Genomic DNA, 20,818 nt, shown 5'->3' on the forward strand with positions numbered 1-20,818 from the left:
GAGAAGATAATGACGGAACGTCGCGATTACGTGGGGCTAGATTGGGTGGCCGGGGAGATTGCTGAATCCCTGGAGGCGGCGCAAAGTGCGTTGCAATCCTATATCGACGACCCCAATGACAGCACCCGCCTGCATTTCTGCCTGGCCCATATTCATGAGGTTCAGGGCAGCCTGCAAATCGTTGAGTTTTTCGGCGTAGCCCTGCTGGCTGAAGAGATGGAAGAGCTGGTCAAGGCACTGCTGGACCGAACCCTGCCGGACTCCATGCTGTCTGACGCGATGATCGCGCTGCAGCGAGCGTTGGCCGATATGCCGCGCTATCTTGAAAAGGTTCGAGAAGCGCAACGCGAATTCCCCTCCGAATTGATCCTTGCCATCAATGAGCTGCGCGCAGTGCGCAGTCAGCCCCTGTTGGCTACCGGAAGCGTTTTTCTGCCGGATATGGCCGCAGGTACACGTACCGATGAAGCGCCCTTGCGACTGGCGGAAGGCGAGTTTCTCGATGTTGCCAAAAAGTTGCGGCAGATGTATCAGGTCGCACTGCTGGGATACTACCGCGGCCACGAAACCCGTAAAAACCTGAACTACATGGCCAAAGTCTGCGCCCGGGCCGCGAAGATCTGTCGCGGCCACGCCGTGCAGGATGTGTGGGTGGTTTGCATCGCCCTGCTCGAAGGCTTGTTGAACAATTCTATCCACAGCGGCTTTGCGGTGCGTAGCCTGCTGCGTCGGGTCGACAAGGAGATACGGCTGTTTGTTGAGGCCGGGCCAGCGGTACTGGAGCGGCCACTGCCGGAGGCGCTGCTGCGTGACATGCTGTTTTATGTGGCAACCTGCCGCGGCAACTCCAACTACATACGCGACGTAAAGCAGCGTTACAAAACTGCCGCCGGGTTGCCGGCGCTGACCGGCGATCAGCCTGATAGCGGCGCCAAGGCCATTCATGAGGCACTTTCTGTGGAGTGCTCGCTGCTGGCGAATGCGTTGAAAAGCGGCGGTTATGACGACACCAACCTGCAGCGGTTGCAAAACGTGCAGCAGGCGGCAGCCGTGCTGGGTCTGACAGAGCAGTTTAAAACGCTGCGCGCGCTGACACTGCGCTTTGATGAGGCGGCGGCTGGCGGGCGCGGTCTCGATGTTGATCTGCGGCAACTTGCATCGACCCTTGGCGAGGTGCATGAGCCGGTTGGTGAGCGTGTTTTATTCAACGGCAGTGAGGAAGCCCAGCAACAACTCGACCGAGCCTATCTGTCCGTGGTTCGCGAATCGCGTAACGGGCTGGAGCTTGCCAAGGAAGCGGTCGTCAACTTCGTTGCCAACCAGTGGAACACTGACTATCTCAAAGAGTTACCGGAATTATTGACCAGTATTTCCGGCAGCCTGTTGTTGGCGGAGCTGGGGCGTGCCGCCGATGTGCTGCAAAGTTGTCGACGCTTTGTCAGCGAGCAGTTGCTCGATGACCCCCACACGCCAGACTGGCAAACCCTCGATGCCTTGGCCGATTCTCTCACGGCGGTGGATTACTATCTGGAGCGTTGCGCCAGTGATTTTGGCGGCGTCGACGATGATATCTTGTCAGTTGCCGAGCGCTGCATAGAGCAGCTGGGCTATCCCACCGATATGCCTGCTCAATTATTGGACGACGATAACGATCGCACCGAAGTCTCGTCGGTACAGGCAGCGCCAGCGGAGCCCGTTACCGTTGCAGCGACCTCTGCAGCGCCAACCGAAACTTCGGTTGAGGCTGATGACGGCGATGATGCTGTTGACGAAGAACTGGTCGAAATCTTTATCGAAGAAGCCGATGAAGTGCTCGACACCATCAATGAGCACCGGCCAACACTGAGCACGGCACCCTCCGATGAAAACGCGCTGGGCGAAGTGCGTCGTGGATTTCATACCCTGAAAGGCAGCGGCCGCATGGTTAATGCCTTGCAAATTGGTGAGTTGGCCTGGTCGATTGAAAACATGCTCAACCGTGTGGTTGAGGGCCGTTTCAGGCTGGATGCACAGCGCCTTGATGTGATTGACCAATCACTGGCACTGCTGCCGTCGCTTATTGCAGGATTCAAAGCTCGACGCCATGACAAGGTGGAAGAGGCGCGAGCGATTGCGGCGCAAGCTGACGCACTGGCTGAAGAGGCATCGCCCGATCTATCGGCACTGCAGCGCGATGTGGGTGCGCAGTCGGAGGCACAAGACGCGCAAACCGGAGACGATTCCTCGGCACAGGTGGCCGCAGTGCCCGAGCCACCAGGGGACGAAACGGACGACGCGCTGTCGGAAATCTTTGTCGCCGAGGCGCGTATTCACCTGCAGGTCGTCGAAAATTTTCTGAGCCGGGCCGAAGCCCCCATTGAATTACCCGATGCTATGCAGCGGTCCCTGCACACCCTGAAAGGCGCGGCCAATATGGCTGAAATGGTGGAGGTTGCCACCGTTGTATCGCCTTTGGAGCGGTTTGTTAAGGAAATGCGGGCATTGCGTGCGATGGCCGACGTTGACGCCTTGATGCTGTTGCGCGATGCCGTGAATGCGATAGGGGCCGCCATTGACAGAATTGCGGCCGGCGAAGGCGTCCAGGTTGCAAAAAGTGACGTGTTGCTCGGGCGCATCGACTCCCTGCACCGCCGCTTGTTGATGAACGCTCAATCGGCAGCTGATGCTCGGGAAGAAGATAGAATTGCACCGGGTGAACTCGACGCCTTTATGGTGAGCACGGGTGACACCCTGGCCGCCATGGCCCATACCCTGGAGCATTATGCCGATGCCCAGAGTCTGCACCGGCTGTCGGAAACCGCAGGCCATATCTCCAAGCGGGCAGAAAGCATCCGCAGTCTGGATGCGATTGCGGAGCTGGCCGGCGCACTTCAGATCATTATGCAAGATGCAGTAAACCCGGTTCCTGATGAGGCTGTCGATCTGTGCCGTCGCGCAACCGATTCCCTCGATGCCATGCTGAACCAATTGGCCGCGGAACAGAAGCCCGACATCAATGATGCCCTGGTGGCGCAGTTACGAGAGTTTGATTACCGCACCGCGCTCAACGATGTCGCGCAGGGATGGGATGCGGATGAAACAGCGGATGTCGAAGAGATAGACATTACGGTGCCGCCGGAGCCCACGCCTGAGATTGCGACCGAGACGTTCTCAGAGCCAGAGCCAGAAAACATCACGTTGGAAGCGTCGGCCGTTGAGGACGAAGAAGCCGACCCGGAAGTGACTGCAATTTTCCTCGAGGAAGCCGACGAGCTGCTGGAAGGTGTCGACGAAGCCATCAATGCCTGGTCCGACAGCGATGGCAGCCAGAGTGATCTCAACAACCTATTGCGTCACCTGCACACCATCAAAGGTGGTGCGCGCATGGCTGGGCTGACAAAGCTGGGCGCCTATACCCATGAGTTTGAAAGCTTTGTCGAGTCAGCGATAGCCAGTGGTGAATCCAACAGTGACCAGTTTCTGCCGCGTCTGCACGTATTCCAGGATGCGCTGGTCACTGGTGTTGAGGCGATTAAACGCGGCGAGACTTTCTCCGCTGAGACACCTGCAGCGGTCATTGAACCCCCGCTGCTGAGTGAACCGATTGTGCTGGCAGAGCCGCCAGAGGAGACACCGGCGCTGGTAGAGCAGCAAAGCGATGCCGACAGCGAGGTGGTCGAAATCTTCCTGGAGGAAGCCGACGATCTGGTGGAAGCAATCGACGATGCCCTCCAATACTGGACCGGTGATCGCAGTAATGCAGAACACCTGGAACTGTTGCAGCGTCACCTCCATACCTTTAAGGGAGGTGCCCGACTGGCTGGGCTGTCCGGGCTTGGCGACCTGTGTCACGAATTTGAAGCCTACATTGAACAGACCGATCGTCGGGACGATGATTTTCTGTCGCAAATGCTGGCCTATCAGGATCGCATCAACGAAGGTTTGACCGCCGTTCGCAGCGGCAACCGCAAATGGGTGAGTGAGCCTCTGCTGCCCGCTGTGGCCGCAAAAAGCGAGCTCAGCGATGCACCGCAGCCCGGCGCCCTTGTTCCGACGTCAGGTGACGCTGTAGAGCGACCTGCGAGTGCCGATTCGCAGATGCCGCAGGAGATGATCAAGGTCTCCGCCCAGCTGATGGAAAACCTGGTTAACCTTGCTGGTGAAACGTCGATATCGCGCGGCCGAGCAGAAGAACAGGTCTCGGAGCTGACCGCATCGCTGGATGAGATGTCGATGACCGTTGAGCGCCTGCAGGAACAGGTGCGGCGACTCGACATTGAAACCGAGGCCCAGATTCTGTTCCGTCAGGAGCAGGTGGGGTCTGAACAGGAAGGGTTCGACCCCCTGGAGTTTGACCGCTATTCCCAGTTGCAGCAGCTATCGCGCTCGCTGATGGAATCGTCCTCGGATCTGATCGATATACGTCAGACGTTGGGCGAGCGCACCCGGGATATGGAAACCCTGTTGATTCAACAGGGGCGAATCAATACTGAACTGCAAGAAGGCCTCATGCGCTCGCGCATGGTTCACTTTACCCGCATGGTGCCGCGCCTTCGCCGTATTGTCAGGCAGATCAGTCTGGAGCTTGGCAAGCGAGTGGAGTTCAAGGTCTATAACGCCGAGGGCGAATTGGACCGAACGGTGCTGGAGCGGATTATTCCGCCGCTGGAGCATATGCTGCGTAATGCGGTAGACCATGGTATTGAATCGGCGGAAGCGCGCCGTGCTGCGGATAAAGCTCCGGTCGGCAATATCAGTATGCGTTTTGGCCGTGAAGGCGGCGATGTGCTGATAGTGCTCAGCGATGACGGCGCCGGCATCGATTTCGACGCCGTCCGCAAAAAAGCGATAGCCATGGGGCTGCTGGAGGAGGGTGAGCAGGTTTCTCAGGAGCGTCTGGCCGATTTCTTGTTTGAAGCGGGTTTCTCCACCGCCAGCGAAGTTACCCAGATCTCCGGTCGCGGCGTCGGCATGGACGTGGTCTACAGCGAGATAAAACAACTCGGCGGCAGTATTGCGGTCGATTCAACACGCGGTAAGGGAACGCGTTTCACAATACGGTTGCCCTTTACGGTATCGGTTAACCGCGCACTGATGGTTAGTATAGGGGGCGACATTTTTGCGATTCCTATCAACACCGTTGAAGGTGTGGTGCGGGTGAGCCCCTATGAACTGGAAGTTTACTATCAGCCGGATGCGCCGCCGTTTGAATACGCCAATCAGAGTTACTCGCTGAATTACCTGGGTACTCTGTTGCGCACCAGCCTGTCTCCCCACCTGGAAGGTCAGACCGAACCGCGACCGGTGTTGCTGGCGCGTGGTACCGACCGGCCGACAGCCGTGCAGATAGACAGCATTCTGGGTTCACGCGAGATTGTTGTAAAAGCACTGGGGCCGCAGTTCAGTCATGTGCACGGCCTGTCCGGCGCGACGGTACTTGGCGACGGCAGTGTGGTTGTTATTGTTGATATACCGGCACTGGTGCGTTCAGAGCTCCAGCGAGGCCGCGACCTTGCGTTGGAGCAAAGTGCGCAGCGTATAGAGCAGCGCAACCGTCTGGTAATGGTGGTTGATGACTCGGTTACGGTTCGCAAAGTGACTTCGCGGCTGTTGGAGCGGCAAGGTTTTGACGTCATGCTGGCGAAAGACGGTGTTGATGCGGTAACTCAGCTGCAGACCTGTGAGCAGCTGCCGGACGTCATGCTGCTGGATATCGAAATGCCGCGAATGGACGGATTTGAAGTTGCCAGCCGGGTGCGCCACACCAGTCGGTTGCAGGATATCCCGATCATCATGATTACCTCACGTACTGGTGACAAACACCGTGAGCGGGCATATAACCTGGGCGTCAATAAGTATCTGGGTAAGCCATACCAGGAAATCACACTGCTTCAGGCGATATCGGAAGTGTCCGATGAGGCGGTAGAGTCCTGATCTCTTGTTAATGGCAGGTTAGAACATGTCCCAACTTGCCTTGGTGGTTGATGATGTCCGGCGGCGACAGTGGCTGGAAAATCAGCTGGTGAAAGCCGCCCACTACGTGTTGCTGAGCTGTGATGCGCCGCACCTGGAAATCCTCTATCCATCGCTGGAAGAAGCGCCGCAAGCCTGGCTGATTTTGTTGCCGGAGCGACAGGTGGAACGTGCGCTGGATTATATCGGCAGCGTGTCGTCAGCGCCGACGCTGGTGCTTAACGAATGGCCGGAAGATCGCGACGCACACACGCGCTGGCTGAATCAGTTGATGACCAAGCTCAATGCCACGCTGCTGCCTACACTCAGCCCGCCGGTCATCCTGCCACCGCAACAGATCTGGCTGCTGGCCGCCTCACTGGGCGGGCCGGAGGCGGTGACTGAGTTTCTGGCGGCTTTGCCTGGCGATTTGCCAGTGGCCTTTGTCTACGTGCAGCACATTGAGGAGGCCTTTGATCAGGCGCTGGTGACACACCTGAATCGACAGACGCCTTTCGAGGCTTTCAAATTTGATGGCGAAACGCGTCTGGGTGTCGGTAGGATACTGATTGTCGCGCCGGAAAAACGCCCCCGGTTTCTGCCTTTTCAGCGCGTCATCCCGGCGAGTAAACCTTGGCTGGGAAAGTTCAGACCGGGAATTGACGAAGTCGCCGCCGATCTGGCGCGCCTGTATCGCGAGCGGCTGGGACTGATTGTATTCAGTGGCACCTGCAACGACGGTGAGCGTGCGGCGGTACTGGTCAACCGTGTGGGTGGCCAAGTGTGGAGTCAGTCGCCTGAGAGCTGTCTCATTGCCACCATGCCCGAGGCGGCAAACCGCACGGGTGTCGTGGGCGTTAGTGGTACACCGCGAGAGCTTGCGGCCACGCTGGCGTCCCGGCTCAGAAATGCAGCCAAGTCATAAGAGGCTAAATCATGGAACAGACGCTAAGAAAAATTCAGTTCACGGATTCGGTACCCGTACTGATGCTGCCTTCGCAACAAAAACAGTTGCTTGTGCCCAACGTTAATGTAGCCGAATTTGTTGTCATCTCTACCGTACAGCCGCTGGCGTCGGCACCGCCCTGGATGTTGGGATTGATTGACTGGCGCGGGCAGAAGGTGCCATTGATCTCCTTTGAACGCCTAAACGGTGATGCGGATGATCTGGTTGAGGACAAGGGGCATGTCGCCATCCTTAACGGTATCGGTGGTCGAGAAGAACTTCCGTTCTACGGTATTCGCTGCAGCGGCATGCCGCGCCAAGCGCGGATACTGGAAGAGGATGTTGCCCGGGACGACACCGCTGTGCCCGGACATGTTGAATCATCTCAGGTGCTGTTGGCGGGAGAGGCGGCGGTTATCCCCGATCTGGTGGTGATAGAGGCTCAAATTTGCCGAGTTTTGATGAATCAATAGGGGCCGTTTGCAGGCATCAACCAGTCAGCCATTCAGTGATTAGCAGTGCAGCGGGGTTCGACTGCAGCTCGATGAGCCGCCATGCTTTCCAGCGGGCAACTTACATTGCCCGTTAGCTTTAGCAAACCAACAGTTACCCCAGATCTCCCCACCGATACTGCAAGATACTGATTGCAGCAATCGGCGCAGTCTCCGTGCGCAGTACCCGTGGCCCAAGCTGTAGGGCTTTAAAGCCCGAGCGCAGCGCCAGCTCCACTTCGCTATCGTCTAGCCCACCCTCGGGGCCAATCAGCAGCGCCGCCGACGCGGGTGTCGACGCTGTGTTGAAATCGTCGTGATGGGCGGGCGAAAGCACCCATTTCTGGTCAGCTTGCACATTGTTGAGCCAGTCTGGCAGCTGGGCGGGTGAATCTAGGTACGGCAGGCTATTGCGGCCGCATTGCTCGCAGGCGCTGGCGATGATCTGCTGCCAGTGGCGCTGTTTTTTTTCGGTTCGTTCGCGATTGAGTTTTACATCGACGCGCTGGGTATACAACGGGGTTATTCGGGCTGCGCCTAGCTCGGTGGCTTTCTGCAGAACCCATTCAAAGCGATCGCCTTTGGACAGGGCGATACCGAGGTGAATGCTCAGTGGGGAGCGAGGGTCCTGTGTGCTGCACTCGCCAATTGCAACCGACGCTTTCTTTTTGTCGGGCTGCCGAATGGACGCCTGATAGCTGCAGCCATCGCCATTAAACAGGGTGAGGGCGTCACCCGCCTGCAGGCGTAACACGGCGCACAGATGGCGGGAGGAGCTTTCCTCCAAAGTGATTTCTGTGCCTGGGTTGAGCGCCTGATCAGTGTAAATTCTTGGGATGCGCATCAGAGCTGTTTTACAAACACCTTGGAGTTGCGTTGAAAATTGTAGAGCTGCTGCTTGCCGGGCGGCAGCGCTTCAATACTGCTGGGCGCGAAACCCTGCTCCTGAAACCAGTGTGCCGTTTGCGTGGTAAGCACAAACACCGACTGCAAGCGCTGCTGGCGCGCGTATTTTTCCAGCGAGCGCAGCAGGCGTTCGCCGCGATCACTGCGACGGTAGTCTGGGTGCGTGGCCACGCAGGCAACCTCGCCCGTGGCTTGTTCGGGGTAGGGGTATAGCGCGGCGCAGGCGATCACTACGCCGTCGCGACGGATGACCCGAAAGCAGTGGATCTCGGTTTCCAGTACTTCGCGAGAACGCTTGACCAGTACGCCACTGTGTTCCAACGGTGCAATGATTTCCAGGATGCCGCCCACGTCATCGATCGTGGCGGTGGCCAGTTCTTCGTAGTGGTCATTGGAGACCAGCGTGCCGGCCCCATCGCGGGTGTACAGTTCTTCCAGCAGCGCGCCATCTTCGGCGAAGCCAATCAGGTGGCAGCGTGGAATGCCGCGTTCTGCCGCGCGGATCACCGTCAGTAAGGCGTAGTCGTTTTCTGCCGTGGGCAGCAGATCGCGGGCCTCGCTGAGCTCGCATTCTCGGATCAGGTCTCCCTCGCAGATCACGCCGGGCAGTTCATCAAAGACAATCAGTTTGTCGGCCTTAATCGCTGCGGCGGTCTCAACCACGATATCTTCCAGGGCAATATTGAAAATTTCTCCGGTGGGGGAGTACCCCAACGGTGAAATAAGCACCACGTTGTCCTGGGCCAGCTGACGGTGGATGGCGTCTGCGTCTACCCGGCGCACCTGACCGGTGTGCTCCAGATCGACCCCGTCTATCACCCCAAAAGGTTTGGCGGTCACATAGTTGCCCGATACCACCCGTATCGCGGCGCCGTGCATGGGCGAATTGGCAACGCCCATCGACAGCAGGGCTTCAATATGCGCCCGCACGGAGCCGGCCGCATCGCATACACACGCCAGCGTACCGGCATCGGTGATGCGCAGGTCCTGATGAAAGCGGCTGTCGATACCTTGCTGCTGCACCCGCGATTCAATCTGCGGACGGGCACCGTGTACCAGCACCAGGTTTACCCCCAGGCTGTTGAGCAGGGCGATATCGTGGATGATATTGTCAAAGTTCGTGTGTTCGATCGCCTCGCCGCTGATCATCAGCACGAACGTTTTGCCGCGATGCGCATTGATGTAGGGCGCGGAATTGCGGAACCACTTGATATAGGAGGTGTCGTCGGCCATGGTTTCCCCTGTGTCTTGGGGCTATTTTGGGCACAGTAACAAGGGGATACAAGCGCTTTTTCAGTGCCGTTACAGGTTTACGGTGGCGGTGGGAGAACCAGGTCGAGGCGGTCAATCATGTCGGTAAAATCGCCGTGGTAGATGCCAAAGCGATTTTCCCTGGCTTCGCGGTAGGCGGTTTTAACGGCGTCGTTGGCGCTGGGGTAGGCAACCTCGGCCCAGTCGATTTCGTCTTCTCTGAAAAAGCCGACGTCGAGGGCCTCTTCGCCGCAGGCACAAGCCGTAGTGTCCACGCTGGCGTGTAGCCCGATGTAAACCTCGCTGATAAAACTGATGGAGCCGATCATGTAAGGGCTGAAGTTTTCTGGCGGAATGTGCACACAGGTTTCTTCGCGCAGTTCGCGTGACACGGCTTCACGCAGGGTTTCACCATTTTCCATAAAGCCGGCAGGAATCGCCCAGTGTCCTGCCCGGGGCGGGTTGCCGCGCTTCATCCAGAGCAATTTTTCACCGCAATTGACAAAGGCCGCTACCAGAATTTTCGGGCCGGGCGGATAGCATGCGTGTCCGGCGGGGCACAGCAGAACTTCGCCGCGCCCTTGATAACTTTGGGCGGTGAGTGCTATGCCGCATTCCGGACAGTAGTTCATACCAGTTTGGTTTTTTCGCCTTCACTGCGGGCAATAATCACGGTGGCGCAGGTGTCACTGAATACGTTGACGGCAGTGCGCATCATGTCCAATACCCGATCGGTAATCATCAGCAAGCCGATACCCTCCAGTGGTAGTCCGATGACCCCCAATATGATGGAAATGGCTACCAGGCTCGCGGCCGGTATACCGGCGACGCCAATCGAGGTGAGGAGGGCGACCACCACGATGGTAAATTGCTGGACAAAGCTCAGCTCAATACCAAAGGCCTGTGCAATAAAAATGGCGGCTACGCATTCGTAGAGGGCGGTGCCATCCATGTTCACAGTGGCCCCCAGTGGCAGGACAAAACCGCGAACTCGCTGGGAAACACCGGCCTCCTCCATGCATTCCATGGTCAAGGGCAGGGTGGCGGAGCTGGAGGCCGTGGAAAACGCTGTCAGCATTGCCGGTGACATGGCCTGATAGTGTTTGGTGGGGTTGATTCGGCCAATATACTTCAGTAACAGGGGCATGGTGATAAACGCGTGAATGGCCAAGGCGATTGCCACGGTGAAGAAAAACACCAGCACCGGTTTGAAGCTGGCAAAACCGGTATCGGCCACCGTTTTTGCGACCAGACCGAAAACTCCGAGGGGCGCGAACTTCATTACCCAGAGAGTGATCAGGGTCATGATGTCCATCAGGCCATTAAAGAAATCGCGCACCGTGTCGGTCTGCGGTGAACGGCTTTGCGCCAGGAAGTACCCGAACAGGAGGCTGAAGAAAATCAGGCCAAGCATTTGCCCGTCAGCCGCTGCCGCAATGATGTTGGGGGGAACCATGCGAATGAAAACATCCACGATGTCTGCGGTGCTTTTACCCTCAACTTTGGAAAGTACGTCTGACACTGACTGGTCGCCGCTAAGACCATCGGCGAGATTGGAGCCAACCCCAGGCTGCAAAATATTTACCGCTGCGAGGCCCACCAGAATCGCCAGCAGGCTACTGGTTAAATAAAACGCGATGGTTTTGCCGCCCAGCTTCCCTAGGCCCTCGTTGTTGCCGATATTGGCAATACCGCTAATGATGGAGGCGGTGACCAGCGGCACAATAATCATCTTCAGCGCATTGAGAAAAAGGGTGCCCAGGAAGGCGTAAATGGCGTAAAACGTTAGATCGCCCAGCCCGGCCTCGCGACCTGTGAGGCTGGCAACAATAACGGCGAGTATAATGGCGATGGCAATTTGCCAGTGAAGCGCGACTTTTTTCATAGAATTTTCAACAATATGGCCCGACACTGCACTTTAACGCGCGAGGCCTTCTCGCGCCACTGATCCCATCGCTCAAGTCAGGGAGAGTTTAATGGAAATAAATCTGGGTATTTTGCTGACCCTATTACTGATCGTAGTCCCGTTCTGGAAAATCTGCGAGAAAGCAGGCTATTCCGGTTGGCTGTCGTTGTTGCTACTTATTCCGCTGGTGAATATTGGCTTTCTGTTTTTTCTCGCGTTTTCAGACTGGCCCCGCGACCGGGGTAACCCTGGCGCGTAACTGGCGCGAAGCCGCCGGTGGGGCTCCCGCCGGCCAAAATAACACAGCTGTAATTTCGCTGGGTATCTAGCCTCCGTATGCTCAAGGTAATAGTAAGCAGATAACGGATGACACCATGACCCAGGCGCTGGCTCCGGCATTGGAGCCCATTACTGAAGATGACGCGTTTATCGCCGAGGCTCTGACCGACGCCTCTATTCCCACATTGATGCTCTCCATGATTCATATGAGTGGTGACACCGCCTTGCTGGATGGTGCAATCAGGCCGCTCGGGGTTTACCTCAACGAAGTGCAGGGTTACATGTCGGACGAGGACAAGGCCGCAGTGCGTGCCCAGGCGCTCGAGGTGATCAAACGCTACCGCGATGGCGGATGTAAGCCTGTTCAGCTCAGTGATCACGAAACCATTCGCCGAATGATGAGTTTCCTGGTGGCTGAAGAAGTGCCCATGGACTACGTACCCATGATGCTCGAGGAAATGGAGCTCGATGGCGATGCGCGGCAACTAGACTGGGACGCCATTCCGGTGGAGCAGCGATCAGGTTTTCATGTCACCGTCATCGGCGGTGGTATGTCCGGAGTACTGTCTGCCATTCGCTTGAAGGAGGCTGGCCTGTCGTTCACCGTGATTGAGAAAAACGCGGGGGTGGGCGGCACCTGGTATGAGAACCGTTATCCCGGCTGCCGGGTGGATGTTGGCAATCATTTTTACTGTTACTCATTCGCCCCCAATCACAATTGGAGCGAATACTTTGCCCAGCAGCCAGAGTTGCAGCAGTATTTTGAAGATTGCCTGGATCGGTTTGGTATTCGCGAGCACTTTCGTTTTAACAGCGAAGTGGTGAGCGCGGCCTACGATGAAGCAAATAGCCAGTGGCAGGTGACCTGTCGTGATGCCGATGGTCAGAAACAAACGCACACGAGCAACGCACTCATTAGTGCGGTAGGTCAGCTAAACCGACCCAAATTGCCTGATATTGAAGGACGAGATCGGTTCAAGGGGATCGCCATGCACTCGGCCCAATGGCGTAGTGATGTGGATTACGCCGGCAAACGGGTCGCTGTTATCGGTACGGGAGCCAGTGCTTTTCAGCTGGTGCCTGCCATTGCTGATAAGGTCGCCGAGCTGAAGGTGTATCAGCGTTCTGCGCCGTGGATGTTTCCCAACGTCGACTATCACCGCAAGGTAGAAAGCGGTGCCCAGTGGTGTATGAAAAAACTGCCATTCTATTCACGCTGGTACCGCTTCCTGTTGTTCTGGCCCGCCTGCGACGGTCTGTTGCCGAGCCTGAAAATTGATCCAGACTGGCCCCACCAGGAACGCTCTATCAATGAAATGAACGAGATGGTGCGCGAGGTGTTTACCGACTGGATGAAACAGCAGGTGGGTGATGATGAGGCATTGCTGGATAAAGTGATTCCAGACTATGTGCCGCTGGCCAAGCGTACGCTGCAGGATAACGGCAGCTGGCTGACTGCGCTGACTAAACCCCATGTTGAACTGCGAACCGAAGGCATTCGCGAGATCACTGAGGCGGGTATTGTCGACGCTCATGGTGAGCTGTTTGAGGCAGATATTATTGTTTATGCCACGGGTTTTCACGCTAACCGATTTCTCTGGCCGATGGAGATTGTCGGTCGCGGCGGGATGACACTTCGTGAGCAGTGGGGTGACGAGCCTGAGGCCTACTTGGGTATCACTGTGCCAAACTTCCCCAACCTGTTCTGTCTCTATGGTCCGGGTACCAACCTCGCCTTTGGCGGCAGCCTGATATTCAATTCAGAGTGTGAAGTGCGCTACGCCCTGTCTGGAATCAAAACCCTACTGCAAGAAGGCGCGAAAGCGCTTGAGGTAAAACACACGGTGCATCGAGATTATCAGTTGAAGTTGCAAAATGAGTTGTCGAATATGGTCTGGTCGCACCCGACGGTGAAGCATAGCTGGTATCAGAATGAGGCTGGCAAAGTTACCGTGCTGTCTCCCTGGCGTCTGCGTGATTTCTGGGAGTGGACTAAGGCAATTAACCCCGACGACTATGCGTTCACGTGAACGCTGCGATCAGGCCGAATCAGTCAGGCGACCACGTAGCGTAGAAACTTACGCGGTCAGACCGATTTCCGGTGTCAACCAAAACTGGCCAGCATTGCTCGTTCTTCGGCGATCAGTGAAGCAAAGATCTCATGGTTTTGAATGCGGCCAAGGTAGGCAGCGGTTTTGGGCCATCGCGCAGCATCGCAGGCATGGCTGCTGTGCAGCATGGCTACACTGATTGCGCCCACGGCAATGTCGGCTAGAGAAAAACCGGACGCCAGAAGATAATCGCTGGCTATCTCTGATTCGAGGTAGTCAAATATCGCCGGTATTTCCTGGTTGATGGCTTTGTCGATATCCGCCTGTATCGGGTCGCGTTTAAATACCAGGCGGGCGAGCACCACTTCGGCAAACAGGTGCCCACCCATGGCCGTCGTCATAACGCTGCCGGCGTATTCTTCAAACCACAGCGCACGCGCTGCTTCAAAGTTGTCGGTTGGCAATAGCGGCCTGTCGGGATATTCCCGCTCCAGCCAGGCGCATATAACGGATGAATCACTCAGGTAGCGATCCCCAATGCGCAGCAGCGGTATTTTGCCCAGCGGACTGTTGGCCTTGAACTCTTCTGGCTGATCGTCACCAACCGGAACAACAAAAACGTGTTCGTAGTCGAGCCCCTTGTATGCCAGGGCTGCACGAACTTTGCGCACATAAGGAGAAATGTGAGCGCCGTAGAGGGTGAGTGTGCTCATCGTGAAAATCCTCTGTTGTGTGGTTCAACAAGCTAGCGCCATTTTCGCGCGGCGTCGAGTGCATGAATGCACAAGGCCTCCGCAGGTATAATGCCTGTTTTTGCCGGTGCCTGCCTTTGTCTGTCTTGGATATTCTCTATCGCGACGATCACTTTGTTGCGATCAACAAGCCCAGCGGCCTGCTGGTGCATCGCAGTGCCATTGATCGCCGCGAAACCCGGTTCGCGCTGCAGCTGGTCAGGGATCAGATCGGGCAAAAGGTTTATCCGGTGCATCGACTCGACAAGCCCACGTCCGGGGTTTTGTTATTTGCACTGTCACCTGAAATGGCTCGCGCCGTCTCGACGCAGTTTGCCGAACAAGGCGTCTATAAGCGCTACCTGGCTGTGGTTCGTGGTTTTGCGCCTGACAATGGCGCGATTGATCACCCTTTGAAGGAGGAGCTGGACAAAATGACGGATAGCCGGGCCCGTCAGGACAAGCCACCCCAGCCTGCGCTGACACACTTTCGTTGTCTGGCGAGGGTTGAGTTGCCGGTGCACGTTGAGCGCTATCCGCAGACGCGCTATTCACTGGTTGAAGCGATTCCCAAAACCGGCCGCAAACACCAGATCCGACGGCATATGAAACATATCGCGCACCCTGTTATTGGTGATGCCAAGCATGGAAAGGGTGTTCACAATCGCTTTTTTCAGACGCAATACCACTGCCATCGATTATTGCTGGCGTGCGTCGAAATGCGTTTCCAGCATCCGCTAAGTGCGGATGAAGTGAGGCTATCTGCTCACCCGGGTGAGGATTTTATCCGGCTGTGCGAAGGTTTCGGCTGGGGCAAATATTTGTCCGGGGGCACGCCGCCATAGCAGTGGTTGCTACTGTGGGCATCTAGCGCAAGGCTGCTCTGTTCAGGGTGTGCTCTGCGCTAATTGCAATGCAGTATGTATCAGCGTGGGTGCAGATTCGTTGGGCGTTTTCGGCGGTGGTAAATTGCGACGGCGGGTGGTAGAAAGCCTGCTGTATTTCAGGAGTCCACACGTGCATAAAGCGTTAGCCGAATTGCTGGTCTGTAACCAGCTTGAAGAGATTGATACCAATCTGTACACCGGCCGAGCGGCCCATAACAGTGGTGGTCGCATATACGGCGGGCAGGTGCTAGCGCAGGCTTTAAGCGCTGCTGGACGCACTGTGTCTGAAACATTCACGCTACACTCCATGCATGCTTATTTCTTGCGCATGGGCGACCCGAGCCGGCAGGTGGTGTACGAAGTGGACCCGATTCGCGACGGTCGCAGCTTTGTCACTCGGCGGGTGGTCGCCCGGCAATATGGCAAGGCCATTTTTAGTGCGATGCTGTCCTACCAGGTGACGGAAGAGGGGTTCGAGCACGCGTGTACGATGCCTGATGTGCCGCCGCCCGAAGCGCTGGTCAGCGACGATGAGCGCTTGAAGAAATACTTCCCGAATCGTGAGGGCAACTGGCCCATTGAGTTCAGGAAAGTTAATCCGCAAGACCTGGATAATCTGCAGCCCAGTGAGGCGGTGTCCTACAGCTGGTTCAAGGCGACGGATATCATCGGCGACGATCTGGCAACACATCAGCAGTTGTTGGCCTATGCGTCGGATAATCCGATTCTGATCACAGCGCTGAACCCGCACGCCGTTTCCTTTCTTAACCCGGAACTGGCAACCATCTCACTCGACCACGCGCTCTGGTTTTACCGACCTTTTCGGGTGGATGACTGGCTGCTCTATGAAACGCACAGCGATGTGGCAGCCAATGGGCGGGCCTGGTGTCGCGGACGTATCTATAATCGCTCGGGTGAACTGGTGGCGGCGGTGACTCAGGAGGGCTTGCTGCGGCTGAAAAACCGGTAGGCCCACTCCGCACGTATAAGGCGCTTTAAGTTCGGAGATTTCCTCATCGTGCGTTTGCTCATTTTACCCGCCTTACTCTTCCTGTCAGCCTGTGCGTCCCATAAAGGGGTGCCGCCGGGGGCTGCCGAGGTCGAGCTGCAGCAAACTGACTATCAGGTAGTGCGCGGACTGCGTTATAGCCCAGACCGCTGGCCGGAGCCCTTGCTGGCAGATGTCTATCGACCTCTGGGCGCAGGGCCGTTCCCGGCGGTACTGGTAGTACACGGTGGAGGCTGGGAAGGGCGCTCTCCCGAGGATATGGCGGGTATTAGCGAGCGCCTTGCGACCAACGGCTTCGTCGCGGTAAATATCGCCTACCGGTTTGCGCCGCAGTATCGTTTTCCGGCGCAGCTCCACGATCTGCAGCAGGCCATGCACTGGATTCACCAGCGCGCGGATGAATTCGCGATTGATCGGTCGCGGGTGGCGGCATTGGGCTATTCCGCCGGAGCCCATCTGGTGAGTTTGTTGGGCTTGGTGGCAGGCACCGCAAGCGATCTGGATGTTCCTTACGGTGGCGCTGTTACTCGTCCCTACGCGGTGGTGGCAGGGGGAACGCCATCTGATCTGCGCAAATTTACAGGCGGTCGGCTGGTGCCGCAGTTTTTGGGTGGGACGATAGAACAGATGCCCGAGGCCTTTGCTCAGGCGTCACCGGTTGTTCACGTTCACGACAATGCGCCGCCATTCTTTATCTACCACGGAGCGGCTGATTTGCTGGTTGCCGACGATCACGCGACCGATTTCTATGCGGCGCTTCGGCAACAAGGTGTTCCGGCAGAACTATACCTGCTCCGATTGAGGGGGCACTTTACGGCCTTTGCTCTCAGCGGGTCAGCGATTGACGCGAGTATGCGATTTCTTCAGCGTTCGCCGGAGTCGTTGCACTGAATGTTGGCCATGGCTGCGCGCATGACGTCGGGTATGCGTACCGACTTCTGCTGTGCCCGGGTGACAAAAACATGGGTAAAGTGACCGCTCGCAGCAGCGTAATCTTCTCCGGCCTTGAAAATTCCGATGTTGTAGCGCACCGAGCTGTTACCCAGCTTTTCAATTGCCAGTCCGGCTTCCAGTTGCTGCGGATATGCAACCGGCGTGTAGTACTCGCAGCCTGATGACACCACGAACCCAATAATGTCACCACTGTGTATGTCCAGGCCGCACTCTTCAATGAGAAAGCGATTGGCTGCGCTATCAAAATAGGAATAGTAGGTAACGTTGTTCACGTGTCCATAGATGTCGTTGTCCATCCAGCGGGTGGTGATGGGGTAGAAGCGTTTGTAGTAGGCGCGATCCTTGGGTGTCATGGTATTCCCTAAAATGCCGATCGATAGATGGTCAGTGCGTCAGCCTCGCTGACTTCCCGCGGATTATTTACCAGTAACCTCTGTTGCAGCATGGCATCGCTCGCCAGCATCGGTAGGTCGCTTTCCGGTACGCCGGCCTCTTTCAGGGTTTGCGGCAGCGGCGCTTGGGCGACTAACTTGCGCATGGCGGCAATGAACTGATCACAGGCGGTGTGCGGTGACAAAATCTGCACCCCTGGCTGCAGGCAGGGCAGGAGTTCGGCGTAGTGGTTTGCGGCGACGCTGGCGTTAAATTCCAGAACGGCCGGCAGCACTAGCGAGTTACTTAAACCGTGCGGTATGTGGTAGTGCCCGCCCAGTGGATAGGCCAGTGCATGTACAGCGGCCACTGGTGCGTTGGCAAAGGCCTGACCGGCAAGGCAGGCGCCGAGCAGCATGTTGCTACGGGCTTCAATGTTGTTGCCTTCATTGATGGCGATGGGCAGGTTGGCGGCCATTAGAGTCAGCGCCTGTCTGGCCAGCATATCGGAGTATGGGTTTTTCTTCAGTTTGGAGGTGTAGGCCTCTATGGCGTGCACCATGGCGTCTATCCCGGTGGCGGCGGTTACCGCTGGTGGCAGGCCGAGAGTTAGCTCCGGGTCGAGCAAGGCGATGTCTGGCAGTAGTTGAGGCGAGACTACCCCCATCTTCGTGGTTTCGCCGGTGGTGACGATGGCAATCGGAGTGACTTCCGAGCCGGTGCCGGCGGTGGTGGGTATTTGGATCAGTGGCAGGCGCTCGCCCTGCACATTGCCAATACCGTACATTTGCGTCAGTGATTGGTTCGAGTAGGCGAGCACCGCAATGAGTTTGGCTACATCCATGGAGCTGCCGCCACCGAGACCGATCACGCCATCGATGCCTTGTTCGCGAGCAAACGCAGCAGCAGCGAGCACCACGGCTTCCGGTGGATCGGCCTGAACGTCGCTGTACAGGCTGACCGCAAGGCCGCCCTGCTCAAGGAGCTGCTGGATGCGTTCCACGATACCCGTGGCTTTCAGGCCCGGATCGGTAACGAGCAGCAAGTGTTTTCGGGCCAAGGCCTGGCAGAGCTCGGGAAGTTGGCGGCTGGCCCCGTTTTCAAAAACAATCCGGCGGCAGGTTTCAAACTGGAAGTTCATGATTGCATCCCTTCGTAGATGGTTACGATTGCTCCTGCACAAAACTGTGGTAGGCAGAGGCCACGGCGCTGGGTGTTTCAACCTGTGGGTAGTGGCCAATCTCCGGCAGGTCGACAATCGTGTCGTTGGGTCGGACCAGTTCCCGGTAGCGCGCGACCATATGCGAGCCAGATACCGGGTCGGCGTTGCCGTTGATCAGCATCACCGGTACGCAGCTATCGCGCAGCGCAAGCAGCCAGCGTTCCCGGTTTTTGCGGCGATCAGCCATGTAGTGAATCAGCTTGTGAAGAATCTGATTGCCGTGTTGGCGGCATATCAATTCCCAGAAAGCGTTAAGTTCTGTCTGGCTGGGTCGGCTTGCCGTGCCAAAGATGGCGGTAAAGCTGCGCTCAAACTGTTTTTTGCCGAATAGTCGGGAAATGTAAGCGCCGAGTGGACCTTCCAGTAATTTCTGTATCAGGCGGGCGCGGTGGGTCTCTGGAAACAGACCGCCGTTGAGCAGGCAGACGGAGAGCCAGTGCCCCTTGCCCTTGCCGGTGTTTTGTCGGTAGAGCAGTTCCTGGGCAACCGTATCACCATAGTCATGGGCCAATACGTGAAAGCGATCAATCTCCAGTGCGCAGATCAGGTCCTCGACGATGTCGGCCTGCTGGTGAATGCTGTAGGTGTGGTCGCGCGGTTTGTCGCTGAAGCCAAAGCCAAGCATATCCAGCGCGATGAGGCGGTAGTGTTCTTCCAGTAAGGGCCACAGTTTGTACCAGTCCCAACTGCTGGTGGGGAAGCCGTGGATAAGCAAGACCACGGGCTTGTCGCTCGGGCCGCTGTCCCGGTAAAAGAGCTTGTGGCCGTCGACGGCAAAAAAGGTGCCTGCTTCCAGCCACTGGTCGATGCCGCTGATATTGGTTCCGTTACTCTGCATGTGTCCGAAGTTCTCAAAAGTTGTGGCCAACTATGGCAAAATTGCCGTCCATTGCACAGCACTGCTCTTGCCAGGTCGGGAAATAATGCCAATTACCATTCGATATAGTCACGAAATTGAGGCTTCGGCCGCGCAGGTGTGGGAAGTTCTCACGGATCTTGAGGCCTATCCGCGTTGGAATACGTTTGTGGAGACCTGTCGTTCCACGCTGAAAGTTGGTGACCCAATAGACATGCGTGTGCGGGTTCTGCCATTTGTGGCGCAAGCGCAGAGAGAATACATCTTTGAGCATGAGCCCGGGGTGTTGTTGAGTTACGGCATAAAGCCGGCGCCGTTGGGAGCCATGAAGAGTTATCGATCACACCGCATTGAAGCGCTGGCGGACGGGCGCACCCGGTATCTCTCCAGTTTTGAGCTCAGTGGCTGGTTTGCACCGGTGGTGGGGTTGTTGCTCGGGCACTTCCTGCGCGACGGTTTTCGCCGTATGAGCCAAGGCATCGCTGATGAGGCGGAGCGGCGGGCGTCATCAAACGCGTAGCACGCGCGCACAAAAAAGCCCGGGCAGCGCCGGGCTTTCGCGATGCGTCAGGTCGCCGATCAATTACTTGATCTTGGCTTCCTTGTAGATCACGTGCTTGCGAACAACCGGATCGTACTTCTTGAACTCGAACTTGTCAGGCGAGTTACGCTTGTTCTTGTACGTGGTATAGAAGTGGCCGGTGCCAGCAGAGGACACCAGACGAATTTTTTCGGTTACACCTTTCTTGGCCATGATGTTCTACCTTATACCTTTTCGCCGCGGGCACGCAGATCGCTAACAACAGCGTCGATGCCCTTCTTGTCGATGATGCGCATACCTTTGCTCGATACTCGCAGGGTCACAAAGCGCTTTTCGCTTTCCAGCCAGAAGCGATGTCTGTGCAGGTTCGGCAAAAAACGACGCTTGGTGCGGTTTTTGGCGTGGGATACATTGTTTCCGGTTACGGGACGCTTACCAGTAACCTGACACACTCTGGACATGATACTCTCGCTCGTCTTTCAGAC

The 20,818-nt window shown here is 56.9% G+C and carries 19 protein-coding genes; 9 read left to right on the forward strand and 10 right to left on the reverse strand.

What is annotated here, in order from left to right; translation table 11 throughout:
• Positions 1–9 precede the first annotated feature (9 nt).
• From AC222A_RS09370 to AC222A_RS09380, 3 genes are read left to right on the forward strand one after another with little or no spacing between them, the layout of a single operon-like run.
• Positions 10–5,913 carry a hybrid sensor histidine kinase/response regulator gene (locus tag AC222A_RS09370; RefSeq protein WP_486774891.1) on the forward strand — a complete coding sequence of 1,968 codons (5,904 nt, stop codon included), beginning with the start codon at positions 10–12 and terminating at the stop codon, positions 5,911–5,913.
• Positions 5,914–5,938: 25 nt separating this feature from the next.
• Positions 5,939–6,856 (forward strand): chemotaxis protein CheB, encoded by a 918-nt coding sequence (locus tag AC222A_RS09375; protein WP_372749949.1) that lies wholly within the window; start codon positions 5,939–5,941, stop codon positions 6,854–6,856.
• An 11-nt stretch (positions 6,857–6,867) separates the two neighbouring features.
• Positions 6,868–7,350: a chemotaxis protein CheW gene (locus AC222A_RS09380; RefSeq protein WP_372749950.1), complete on the forward strand. Its 483-nt coding sequence runs from the start codon at positions 6,868–6,870 to the stop codon at positions 7,348–7,350.
• Positions 7,351–7,483: 133 nt separating this feature from the next.
• Here the strand turns inward: AC222A_RS09380 and AC222A_RS09385 are convergent, their stop codons facing one another.
• The 4 genes from AC222A_RS09385 to AC222A_RS09400 all read right to left on the reverse strand — a co-directional run bounded on the left by AC222A_RS09385 (position 7,484) and on the right by AC222A_RS09400 (position 11,410).
• On the reverse strand, positions 7,484–8,212 hold the full coding sequence (locus AC222A_RS09385; protein WP_372749951.1) for a 16S rRNA (uracil(1498)-N(3))-methyltransferase: 729 nt from the start codon (positions 8,210–8,212) through the stop codon (positions 7,484–7,486).
• Entirely contained in the window at positions 8,212–9,507 is a 1,296-nt protein-coding gene (gene argA / locus AC222A_RS09390) for an amino-acid N-acetyltransferase (protein ID WP_372758819.1), read from the reverse strand. The genes AC222A_RS09385 and argA overlap by 1 nt, the downstream gene beginning before the upstream one ends.
• A 77-nt stretch (positions 9,508–9,584) precedes the next feature.
• Positions 9,585–10,157, reverse strand: a complete 573-nt coding sequence (locus AC222A_RS09395) for an NUDIX domain-containing protein (RefSeq protein ID WP_372748645.1) — start codon at positions 10,155–10,157, stop codon at positions 9,585–9,587.
• Entirely contained in the window at positions 10,154–11,410 is a 1,257-nt protein-coding gene (locus tag AC222A_RS09400) for a dicarboxylate/amino acid:cation symporter (RefSeq protein WP_372748644.1), read from the reverse strand. The genes AC222A_RS09395 and AC222A_RS09400 overlap by 4 nt, the downstream gene beginning before the upstream one ends.
• Positions 11,411–11,501: 91 nt before the next feature.
• Here AC222A_RS09400 and AC222A_RS09405 point away from each other — a divergent pair, with 91 nt between their 5' ends.
• Together AC222A_RS09405 and AC222A_RS09410 are read left to right on the forward strand one after the other, a co-directional pair.
• Complete coding sequence (locus tag AC222A_RS09405; protein ID WP_372748643.1) at positions 11,502–11,690, forward strand: hypothetical protein; 189 nt, start codon at positions 11,502–11,504, stop codon at positions 11,688–11,690.
• 115 nt (positions 11,691–11,805) lie between these two features.
• A complete protein-coding gene (locus AC222A_RS09410) occupies positions 11,806–13,740 on the forward strand; it encodes a flavin-containing monooxygenase (RefSeq protein WP_372758544.1) in 1,935 nt (644 codons plus the stop codon).
• 74 nt (positions 13,741–13,814) lie between these two features.
• On the opposite strand, the gene AC222A_RS09415 is transcribed toward AC222A_RS09410, so the two are convergent.
• Entirely contained in the window at positions 13,815–14,474 is a 660-nt protein-coding gene (locus tag AC222A_RS09415; RefSeq protein WP_486774892.1) for a glutathione S-transferase family protein, read from the reverse strand.
• Positions 14,475–14,590: 116 nt separating this feature from the next.
• Between AC222A_RS09415 and truC the strand changes: the two genes are divergently transcribed.
• The 3 genes from truC (at position 14,591) to AC222A_RS09430 (ending at position 17,279) form a co-directional block, all read left to right on the forward strand.
• Positions 14,591–15,337: a tRNA pseudouridine(65) synthase TruC gene (truC, locus tag AC222A_RS09420; protein WP_486774893.1), complete on the forward strand. Its 747-nt coding sequence runs from the start codon at positions 14,591–14,593 to the stop codon at positions 15,335–15,337.
• Positions 15,338–15,509: 172 nt separating this feature from the next.
• Positions 15,510–16,349, forward strand: a complete 840-nt coding sequence (locus tag AC222A_RS09425; RefSeq protein ID WP_372748639.1) for an acyl-CoA thioesterase — start codon at positions 15,510–15,512, stop codon at positions 16,347–16,349.
• 48 nt (positions 16,350–16,397) lie between these two features.
• A complete protein-coding gene (locus tag AC222A_RS09430) occupies positions 16,398–17,279 on the forward strand; it encodes an alpha/beta hydrolase fold domain-containing protein (protein WP_372748638.1) in 882 nt (293 codons plus the stop codon).
• Here the strand turns inward: AC222A_RS09430 and AC222A_RS09435 are convergent.
• Genes AC222A_RS09435 through AC222A_RS09445 form a run of 3 tightly spaced genes read right to left on the reverse strand, consistent with a single transcriptional unit; the run spans position 17,252 to position 19,774 of the window.
• Positions 17,252–17,695, reverse strand: a complete 444-nt coding sequence (locus tag AC222A_RS09435; RefSeq protein WP_372758545.1) for an acyl-CoA thioesterase — start codon at positions 17,693–17,695, stop codon at positions 17,252–17,254. The genes AC222A_RS09430 and AC222A_RS09435 overlap by 28 nt on opposite strands.
• A gap of 8 nt (positions 17,696–17,703) precedes the next feature.
• Positions 17,704–18,858 carry an iron-containing alcohol dehydrogenase gene (locus AC222A_RS09440; RefSeq protein WP_486774894.1) on the reverse strand — a complete coding sequence of 385 codons (1,155 nt, stop codon included), beginning with the start codon at positions 18,856–18,858 and terminating at the stop codon, positions 17,704–17,706.
• A gap of 19 nt (positions 18,859–18,877) precedes the next feature.
• Entirely contained in the window at positions 18,878–19,774 is an 897-nt protein-coding gene (locus AC222A_RS09445) for an alpha/beta fold hydrolase (protein WP_372748260.1), read from the reverse strand.
• Positions 19,775–19,859: 85 nt separating this feature from the next.
• On the opposite strand from AC222A_RS09445, the gene AC222A_RS09450 reads away from it, so the two are divergent.
• Complete coding sequence (locus AC222A_RS09450) at positions 19,860–20,312, forward strand: SRPBCC family protein (protein WP_372748259.1); 453 nt, start codon at positions 19,860–19,862, stop codon at positions 20,310–20,312.
• A 63-nt stretch (positions 20,313–20,375) separates the two neighbouring features.
• On the opposite strand, the gene rpmG is transcribed toward AC222A_RS09450, so the two are convergent.
• Both rpmG and rpmB read right to left on the reverse strand, forming a co-directional pair.
• Complete coding sequence (rpmG, locus tag AC222A_RS09455) at positions 20,376–20,546, reverse strand: 50S ribosomal protein L33 (RefSeq protein ID WP_372748258.1); 171 nt, start codon at positions 20,544–20,546, stop codon at positions 20,376–20,378.
• 11 nt (positions 20,547–20,557) lie between these two features.
• On the reverse strand, positions 20,558–20,794 hold the full coding sequence (rpmB, locus tag AC222A_RS09460; protein WP_372748257.1) for a 50S ribosomal protein L28: 237 nt from the start codon (positions 20,792–20,794) through the stop codon (positions 20,558–20,560).
• Positions 20,795–20,818 lie beyond the last annotated feature (24 nt).

This window comes from Litorivivens sp., from assembly GCF_057445395.1.

Coding starts and splice junctions, on each gene's coding strand:
- AC222A_RS09370 (WP_486774891.1), top strand. CDS start 10: ATGACGGAACGTCGCGATTACGTGGGGCTAGATTGGGTGGCCGGGGAG.
- AC222A_RS09375 (WP_372749949.1), top strand. CDS start 5,939: ATGTCCCAACTTGCCTTGGTGGTTGATGATGTCCGGCGGCGACAGTGG.
- AC222A_RS09380 (WP_372749950.1), top strand. CDS start 6,868: ATGGAACAGACGCTAAGAAAAATTCAGTTCACGGATTCGGTACCCGTA.
- AC222A_RS09385 (WP_372749951.1), bottom strand. CDS start 8,212: ATGCGCATCCCAAGAATTTACACTGATCAGGCGCTCAACCCAGGCACA.
- argA (WP_372758819.1), bottom strand. CDS start 9,507: ATGGCCGACGACACCTCCTATATCAAGTGGTTCCGCAATTCCGCGCCC.
- AC222A_RS09395 (WP_372748645.1), bottom strand. CDS start 10,157: ATGAACTACTGTCCGGAATGCGGCATAGCACTCACCGCCCAAAGTTAT.
- AC222A_RS09400 (WP_372748644.1), bottom strand. CDS start 11,410: ATGAAAAAAGTCGCGCTTCACTGGCAAATTGCCATCGCCATTATACTC.
- AC222A_RS09405 (WP_372748643.1), top strand. CDS start 11,502: ATGGAAATAAATCTGGGTATTTTGCTGACCCTATTACTGATCGTAGTC.
- AC222A_RS09410 (WP_372758544.1), top strand. CDS start 11,806: ATGACCCAGGCGCTGGCTCCGGCATTGGAGCCCATTACTGAAGATGAC.
- AC222A_RS09415 (WP_486774892.1), bottom strand. CDS start 14,474: ATGAGCACACTCACCCTCTACGGCGCTCACATTTCTCCTTATGTGCGC.
- AC222A_RS09435 (WP_372758545.1), bottom strand. CDS start 17,695: ATGACACCCAAGGATCGCGCCTACTACAAACGCTTCTACCCCATCACC.
- AC222A_RS09445 (WP_372748260.1), bottom strand. CDS start 19,774: ATGCAGAGTAACGGAACCAATATCAGCGGCATCGACCAGTGGCTGGAA.
- AC222A_RS09450 (WP_372748259.1), top strand. CDS start 19,860: ATGCCAATTACCATTCGATATAGTCACGAAATTGAGGCTTCGGCCGCG.
- rpmG (WP_372748258.1), bottom strand. CDS start 20,546: ATGGCCAAGAAAGGTGTAACCGAAAAAATTCGTCTGGTGTCCTCTGCT.
- rpmB (WP_372748257.1), bottom strand. CDS start 20,794: ATGTCCAGAGTGTGTCAGGTTACTGGTAAGCGTCCCGTAACCGGAAAC.